Below are 8302 nucleotides of genomic sequence, written 5' to 3'. Positions count from 1 at the left end.
TGAATGCGCCTAGACAAGGGCTATTTGCTAGCCTACTGATTGTAAGTTTTGCTTTCCATACCTTTTTGCTGGTATTGGCGACGACTCACCAGCTGAATGAAAACCGCGCCAGCCAGGGGCAGCTCATGACCAGCCAGCTGGTCACGGACAGCATTTCTGAAATGGAGCCGGCCAATACGGTTTCTCTGGCCCTGCTGGCGGACCGCTACGCCACCAATCCCAGCGTCGCCTCAATCCGCATCCTGAATGCAGATAATCAGGTGATGGCGACCGGCGGCCTGACCAAAACCCGCGAAGGCGAGGTCTTTGTCCGTGATGCGCTGCTGAATGAGAAGAAAGCCGGCACTGTTGAGATTACCTTAATCAAGCCGAGCATCGGCGAAATCCTGCGCACGCAGTGGCTGGCGATTCTGGCCTCGCTGATTGTGCATGGCCTGCTGTGGCTGGCTTACCGCGCCATTGCCCGCCCAAGCCGCAGCGAATATCTGGCGCGGATTAACAATGAGTCGCGCCTCAAGCATGAAATTCAGACCCTGGCTCAGGCGCTGGAGCAGGAAAAGCATAGCGCCGCCGTGGTGATTGCCCAGGCGCAGCAGAATGTCCAGAACAAAGCCAAGGCCAAAGAAAGCAAGCCGGTTGTGCTCGACAGCAATGATCTGGCGCTGAACATTCAGTTCTATGATCCGAAGCAGCTACTGGATACGGTCAACAGCACAGTGTCTGCGCCCTATTTCAACCTGTGCCAGATTTTCCTGAATAAAACCGCAGAGCTGTGCCTGCAGCATTACAAGCTGAACAGTACAGACCTCTGCACCGTGCATAAGTTTGATGAGAAAGGCGCGACCATCAGCATGCCGGCGGACACGCCGAATGCGCTGCAGTGTCTGGCCATGATCAGCGCAGTGTTCCAGCTGCTGTCGGATGTGCTGTACAAGCGCTACCGCGAAGAAAAGCGCTTTGTGCTGCAGACCCGCAGCGCGGTGTCCAGCGCGGTTGAAGCCATGCAGCTGTCTGCTGTGCAGGCTGCCGAGCGCCTGGTGCAGCAGCTGTCCGCCAAGGAAAGCGCCGTGCATGTGCCGAATGCGCAGCTGAAGGAAATTTCAGCGCATTTCCAGCTGGTCAGCCTGCCGAATCCAACCAATGTCCTGACCCGGCACGCCTTTATGGTGAACGGCATGGACAGCGAAGCGGCCGAAATGGCGCAAAGCCTGCGCACGGAAATCTTAAAGTCCAAGCAGTCCAAAGCCTCTTAAGCCGCTGCTTAGCGCATAAAAAAGCCTGACATTGATCAGTAATACCAGTCAGTTAAGAAACTGACTGGTATTTTCTTTTTTAAACTTACGATATTATTTGATACACGGAAGTGTCATCCGCAACCTGAGCAAAAACAAAGCACTGCTTTGTTTGCAGTGCAAGGCGCAGCGGTGGTCTTTGAAATGGACTGTTTTTGCAACATAAGCTTTTTAAGCATAAAAAGCGGACAGGTTTCGCGGATGACAAATGCTTTTGGTTCTTTTGGCGAATGAGAAACACTGTTTCGCAAGGAACAAAACGAGCTCCAAAAATTCGATTTAAAAACGGTAAGACTCCGCCGTGAATGGCCCAAAAGTTAAGGAGCTTATTGTAGAACTCCTTAACTGATCAGCATTAGACATCGATCAGGATTTTTTAGGCTTGAGGAAAATCAGACTTTCAGCATTTTCTGCTCAACCAGCAGGCGCTGCGCGCTGTGCGCCTGCGCTGCAGGATCAGCGGCGGCTTTTATCCATGTTCCGTCCGGCTGCAGATCCCATGCATTCTGATTGTCATTCAGGTAATTCACCAAGCCATCCTTGAAAATGCGCTTTTTCAAGCCGGCATCCAAAACCGGAAAGCAGGTTTCCACTCGGGAAAACAGGTTGCGCCCCATCCAGTCCGCGCTGGCGCAGTACAGCTTTTTCTGGCCGCCGTGCTCAAAATAATACACCCGGGTATGCTCCAGAAAGCGCCCGACAATCGAGCGCACGCGGATATTTTCCGACATGCCCGGCACCTGCGGAATCAGGCAGCAGATGGAGCGGATAATCAAGTCCACCTGCACGCCGGCTTCCGATGCGCGGTACAGCGCGGTGATCAGCTGCGGTTCAGTCAGCGCATTGACCTTAATGATAATGCGGGCAGCCTTGCCGGCCCGGGCCAAGGCGGTTTCCTGATCAATCAGCCGCAGCAGCTCGCTGTGCAGGGTAAAAGGCGCATGCAGCAGCGCTTTCAGCTTGGCCATCTTGCCCATGCCGGTCAGTTCCTGAAACATGCGGTGCACGTCTTCGCAGATTTCCGGCTGCGTGGTCATCAGGCCATAGTCTGTATACATGCGCGCATTGCCGGCATGGTAATTGCCGGTGCCCAAATGCGCATAGCGCAGCAGCTGATTATTCTCGCGGCGCACAATCAGAATCATTTTGGCGTGGGTTTTATAGCCGACAATGCCGTAGACCACCACTGCGCCGGCTTCCTGCAGGATATTCGCCACGGTGATGTTGGATTCTTCATCAAAGCGCGCGCGCAGCTCAATCACCGCGGTGACTTCCTTGCCGTTGCGGGCGGCTTCGGCCAGCACCTGCACAATTTCGGAATCCGGCCCGCTGCGGTACAGGGTCTGCTTGATCGCCAGCACTTTAGGGTCTTTGGCGGCTTCCCGCAGCAGGCTGATCACCGGCTGGAAGGAATCAAAAGGATGATGCAGCAGGACGTCCTGCGCTTTTAAAATCTCAAACATGCTGTGCTGCTTGCGGAAGATTTTAGGAATCACCGGGGTAAAGTGCGGATGCTTCAGTTCAGGGCGCTCAAAGCTGGTGCTGAGGCGCGACAGGTTAATCGGCCCATTGGTGCGGTACAGTTCCTGTTCGCTCAGGTCAAACTGATCCAGCAGGTACTGAATGATGGCTTCAGGACAGTCATCTTCAATTTCCAGGCGCACCGCGCGCCCAAAGCGCCGCGAGGACAACTCATCTTTCAGCGCAACCGCCAGATCATCGACATCTTCAGACAGAATCAGGTCGGCATTGCGGGTCACGCGGAAGGCGTAGCATCCAGTGGCCTGCATGCCGGGGAACAGCTCGCTGATATGCTGCTGAATGATCGCGGTCAGGAAAATCTGCGCATCCGCGCTGCCGGCCACTTCTCTCGGCAGCGCAATCAAGCGCGGCAGGGAACGCGGCGCCGGCACCACCGCCAGGGTGATTTCACGGCCAAAGGCATCTTTGCCTTCCAGGCTGACAATAAAATTCAGGCTCTTATTCACCAGGCGCGGAAAAGGATGCGAAGGGTCCAGGCTGATCGGGGTCAGCACCGGCTGCACTTCCTTAGCGAAGTATTTGGCAATCCACGCCTTATGCTTTTCTAAAATATCCTGATACTGAATAAACTGAATGCCCTGGCTTTGCAGCTCCGGCAAAACCGAATGGTTTAAAATCTCATACTGCTTTTTGACCGACGCATGCACCGCCTGCGACAGCTCCTGCAACACCACTTCTGTCGGCAGCGCATCCGGCGTGCGGGCTATGGCGTTCAAGTCGCGCTGCTTCATTAAGCCCGCGACGCGGATTTCAAAAAATTCATCCAGATTTCTGGCAAAAATAATCAGAAAGCTTAAGCGCTCAAGCAAAGGTAAATCAGGATCCTGCGCCTGCGCGAGCACACGGCGGTTAAATTCAAAAAGTGATAATTCCCGGTTAAAATACGTCTCCGATGAATGCTGAAAATTCTGCATACCCTCTCAATGCTGTCTGCAACAGTCTGTTATAAAGCCTTCGGAAAGGCATGTTAGGCAGACATTATGACAGTCATGTTACAGCCCGGCTATCTGTAAATAATTTAAACAGCTGTTTTGGCTGCGTTTTTAACATAGAAATGGCTGCGGCGCCCGGTTCAGCCCGTATTTTCCGGCGCAGCGGAGGCAGCGGGCGCGGCTGTCCTGCCGGCCCAATAGCTGGCCAAAGCCGGGCCGGAAATATTATGCCATAGGCTGAAAATGGCGCTGGGCAGCGCGGTAAGCGGCGAAGCTGCAAAATGCGCCGCCGCCAGCGCCACGCCTAAGCCTGAATTCTGCATGCCCACCTCAATGGCAACCGCCTTGCAGTCGGCATAAGGCAGCTTGAACAGCCGGCTGGCCCAAAAGCCCAGCAGATAGCCCAAGCCGTTATGCAGCATCACAATGCCTAAAATCAGCAGGCCCGACTGCAGGATCTGGCCTTTGCTGCCGCCAATGATGGCCGCCACAATCGCCACAATGGCCGCCACGGAAATCAGCGGCATGGCTTGAATATAGGCCTCCACCTGGCGCCTGAACAGGCTGCGCGCGATCAGGCCCAGCACAACCGGAAACAGCACCACCTGCAGAATAGAGGCCAGCATGGATAAGGCATTGATTTCAATCCACTGGCTGGCCAAGAGGTAGAAAACCGCCGGCGTCAGCAGCGGCGCGATTAAAGTCGATACTGAGGTGCAGGCCACGGACAGCGCGGTATTGCCTTTCGCCATATAGGTAATGACGTTGGAGGCTGTGCCGCCCGGGCAACAGCCGACCAGAATCACCCCCACGGCGATTTCCGGCGCCAAAGCGAAAATTTTGCACAGGGCATAAGCCAAGCCCGGCATCACCATAAACTGCGCAGCGGCGCCGATCAGCACCGCCTTGGGGCTTTGCATCACGCCTTTAAAATCGGCTGCGGTCATCGTCATGCCCATACCGAACATGATGATGCCCAGCATCCAGGGGATATAGGCTTTCAGCCAGACAAACGCTTCCGGCATCCACAGCGCGATGCCGGAAAACAGCACCACCCATAATGCAAAAGTTTTCTGAACCCAGCGGTTAAATCTTAGAAATGCGCCCATGCGGTTCCACTCTTTGTTCAGGCAAATAAAAGGCACTTAAAGATGCAAAGCGGTTCAGCCTTGTTCAATCCTGCCCCCCTGCAGCGTGACGGCTCAGGGCCGGGAGATGTGAGCCATCAGCCCTGATCCTTAAAACGGAGCATTCATCTGCAGATGCCCTGATGCAGCCGAAGCTACGCCGCCTCATGCAGGCTGGCAATATCTTTGACATAAATGCGCTTTACCCCCTGCGCCAGCATGTCCTGCCATGCATGCTGCAGCGAGCCCTGCAGGTCAATGCCTTTAGACGCATCTGAAACCACAAAGGTATTAAAGCCCAGCCTGCAGGCGTCAACCGCCGTCCACGCCACACAGAAATCCGTCGCAATGCCGGCAATAAACAGCGTATCAATGCCGCGCTCTTTCAAATAGCCGGCAAGGCCGGTCGAAGTTTTACGGTCGGCTTCCATGAAGGCCGAATAGCTGTCAATCTCCGCATGAAAGCCTTTGCGGATTACCAGCTGCGCATGCGGCACATGCAGCGCCGGATGCAAGGCAGCATCATGCGTGCCCTGAACGCAGTGCGCAGGCCACAGCATCTGCGTGCCGTAAGCCAGCTGCACCGTATCAAACGGCTGGCGTCCGGCATGATTTTCTGCAAAAGAAACATGGTTTTCCGGATGCCAGTCCTGCGTCAGCACCACATTGTCAAAATACTGCGCCAGCTGGTTAATTTTTGGAATAATCTGGTCAGCATTGGCCACCGCCAAGTTGCCGCCCGGGGTGAATCCATTCTGCACATCCACCACAATCAACGCGCTATTGTTCTGCATAAAGCCCTATCCATTTTTTTATTCAACGCCATTGCACTTCAGCATAACTGAAAAATGGCTTCAGTATTGAAGCTTGCTGCGGAAAAAGAAATGGCCGTTTTGCGGCATGCCGGCTGCAGATCAGCAAATTCCGGCTTTGCTCCAGTGCAGCTGAGGCCAGCGCTGGCACAGTAATGCGGATCAGTTAAAGAATTTCAATATAAACTCCTTAAATTAGGGCTATTCACGGCAGAGTCTTACCGTTTTTAAATTCGATATTTAGAGCCATTGCTGCCCCCAAACTTTGGATACGCGCTGCGGCATGGATGCCGCACGTTGCCCATCACGGCAGGGATGCCGTGTATGGGCAACAAAAGACTTTTGCTTCCTTTGGGTCTTTCCAAAGGAAGGCCTTGCCTGCGCAAAGGTGTTTAAATTTCTAAAGGAAAAATGAGGCAGTGCAAGCGCTGCAATTTAAGAGCACATAAATGATAAAATTTTATAAAAATTAAATTATATAATTGTTTTTTAAAATATATTAAATATTTAAAAGGCTCTAGAATTTTAAAAAATGCCAGCCAATTTTTTAACTGACTGGCATTACGCTGACGCAGGCTTTTTATTTACGCGCGCGGGATTATTGGCCTATCCGGCGCACCAGCAGCAGCATAAACACTGCGGAAATAATGATGCATGGAATGGCCGCTGAAATCACCCCGGCTGCGCCAAAACCGGCAGCCAAAAGCTGGCCCGCGATGGCTGGCCCAAGCATTGCGCCGATGCGGCCTACAGCAGAACCTACGCCCACGCCTGTTCCGCGCATTGCAGTCGGATACACAATCCCGCCAAAGGCATACAGCACGCCTTGGCAGCCGATCACAAACGCCCCGACCAGCGCGGAAGCCATATACATTTGGGTCAATGAACCCGCGCTATTCAGGGCAAACAGGCCCGCCAAAATCCCGCCATACATTAAAATGATGACATAGGCTTTTTTCCAGCGGTCGGTCAGCAGGCCTAAAACAATGGTGCCAGCGGTTGCGCTGAGCATGAAATAGAACTGCGCGGTGCTGCCCTCTTTGCGCGAAAAGCCCAGCTCCATAAACAGCGACGGCAGCCAGCTCAGCATGATGTACACCACCATCAGCGTAAAGAAATAGCTGACCCAGATGCACAGGGTGCGGATCAGGTTATCGGCATTGAATAAGTCTTTAAAAGATGCTTTAGGCGCAGTATTTTCTGCAGATCCCGCTTGATTTTGCGCTTGCAGGAATTCACGCGATTCCGGCAAAAGCAGCATCATCAACGGAATCACCACAATCGGCAGCAGGCCGCCTAAATAGAAAACGTTTTTCCAGTCCGCGCCAAAATCTGTGGCTGCGATTAAAGACAGAATGGCCGCGCCCACCGGCATGCCGCAGTACATCAGGCCTACAGCGCGGCCGCGGTTTTGCGGCCTGACCGCTTCAGACGCCAGGGTAATTAAAATCGGCATGGCCGCGCCCAAGCCGGCGCCGGCCAGAAAGCGCACCGCCAGCAGGCTGTGGAAGCTGTTGACCCACACGGTGCACAGCGTAAAAACCGCAAAAACAGCCGTTGAGCAGATCAGCACTTTTTTGCGCCCAATCCGGTCTGCAAAACGGCCGCCGGCCAGCGCGCCGGGCAGCAGGCCCAGAATCCCTGCGCTGAAAAACACCCCCAATTGCGGCTTGTCCAAACCGAAGTGCTCGCTGATGCCGGCGGCGGCGATGCCCGCGGCCTGAATATCCAAGCCTTCAATCACCGCAATCAGGAAACAGATGGCTACGGTGACCACAGCATGCTTATGATCTGATTTTTCCATTCGATAATCCTTGTTCAATCGGCGTTCAAATAAGGACATCATCATCCATGAGCAGGGCCTGCGCGCTAACTATCCATAAGTTGAAGTGCTGCCCGGCTTTGCGCATCAATGCTGGATTTATGCCATTTCCCGCCGGAACCGGATAAAGTCCTAAAAGCGATCACTGCGCTGCCGTAAAAGCGCCTTTTTCACTGCGCCGGCGCGCAGATCAGGCTGCAATGCCCTGCGGCGCGCTGCAGGCGGCGCTTTCCCTTATATTTTAAATTGATTATTAATACGGTTTTTATTGAGGATTTTAATCAAGGGCTGCAGAAAACAGGAGAGCTTTCAGGTCTAGCCTCATCCGTTTTTCCTCTTAAAACCTGAGCAGAATGCGCGGGTTTCCTGCACTGCCCCGCTTTCCGGGCTTTCAGCGCAGCTGCGCAGCCTGAAATCAGGTTGAATTTTCATGCTTTGCCGCAGGCTTTTACAGCGCGCTGCCCTCCGGCAAATCAGCAGAATCATCTGCTTGATTATTTTAAATTTGCTTTGTATAAAGATTTTTATGGCTTTGACTAAAGCATATTGTTCTTATGCGCATGATCAGTCATAATTTGCATAAGCATTACTCAATGCAGCGCAAGCGCATTGAATCCGCTGTAAATCAAAATACGAACCCATCCACATCTATGTTTTCCTAATTCACGTCGGATGGACAAATAGGATTGTTTTAAAAATGACTCAGCACGCACAGACCATTCAAGGCTCAATTGTCGCAATCGTCACCCCTATGTTTGAAGATGGCAGCGTAGAT

General features: G+C 53.2%; 6 protein-coding genes. 2 read left to right on the top strand and 4 right to left on the bottom strand.

Annotation, left to right across the window (positions count from 1 at the left end; genetic code table 11):
• On the top strand, nt 1–1253 hold a 1253-nt coding region (locus RSA72_RS12950), incomplete at its 5' end, for a hypothetical protein (RefSeq protein WP_332633287.1).
• 431 nt (nt 1254–1684) lie between these two features.
• Here RSA72_RS12950 and ppk1 read toward each other — a convergent pair.
• The 4 genes from ppk1 to mhpT form a co-directional block, all read right to left on the bottom strand.
• Nucleotides 1685–3748 (bottom strand): polyphosphate kinase 1, encoded by a 2064-nt coding sequence (gene ppk1, locus RSA72_RS12945; RefSeq protein WP_332623336.1) that lies wholly within the window; start codon nt 3746–3748, stop codon nt 1685–1687.
• 158 nt (nt 3749–3906) lie between these two features.
• Nucleotides 3907–4875 carry a bile acid:sodium symporter family protein gene (locus RSA72_RS12940; RefSeq protein WP_332623342.1) on the bottom strand — a complete coding sequence of 323 codons (969 nt, stop codon included), beginning with the start codon at nt 4873–4875 and terminating at the stop codon, nt 3907–3909.
• Between the two features lie 173 nt (nt 4876–5048).
• On the bottom strand, nt 5049–5687 hold the full coding sequence (gene pncA, locus RSA72_RS12935) for a bifunctional nicotinamidase/pyrazinamidase (RefSeq protein WP_332623337.1): 639 nt from the start codon (nt 5685–5687) through the stop codon (nt 5049–5051).
• 616 nt (nt 5688–6303) lie between these two features.
• Complete coding sequence (mhpT, locus tag RSA72_RS12930; protein WP_332623338.1) at nt 6304–7509, bottom strand: 3-(3-hydroxy-phenyl)propionate transporter MhpT; 1206 nt, start codon at nt 7507–7509, stop codon at nt 6304–6306.
• 715 nt (nt 7510–8224) lie between these two features.
• Between mhpT and RSA72_RS12925 the strand changes: the two genes are divergently transcribed.
• The coding region (locus RSA72_RS12925) for a hypothetical protein (RefSeq protein ID WP_332633289.1) at nt 8225–8302 on the top strand (78 nt) is incomplete at its 3' end.

This window comes from Acinetobacter sp., assembly GCF_036659555.1.
Classification (GTDB): domain Bacteria; phylum Pseudomonadota; class Gammaproteobacteria; order Pseudomonadales; family Moraxellaceae; genus Acinetobacter.
Note: the sequence above shows the minus strand (reverse complement) of the source record. Positions and strands in the feature narration are given on the sequence as shown.

What these genes read in the sequence shown, in the direction of transcription:
- ppk1 (WP_332623336.1), bottom strand. Translation starts at nt 3,748, where the DNA reads ATGCAGAATTTTCAGCATTCATCGGAGACGTATTTTAACCGGGAATTA.
- RSA72_RS12940 (WP_332623342.1), bottom strand. Translation starts at nt 4,875, where the DNA reads ATGGGCGCATTTCTAAGATTTAACCGCTGGGTTCAGAAAACTTTTGCA.
- mhpT (WP_332623338.1), bottom strand. Translation starts at nt 7,509, where the DNA reads ATGGAAAAATCAGATCATAAGCATGCTGTGGTCACCGTAGCCATCTGT.
- pncA (WP_332623337.1), bottom strand. Translation starts at nt 5,687, where the DNA reads ATGCAGAACAATAGCGCGTTGATTGTGGTGGATGTGCAGAATGGATTC.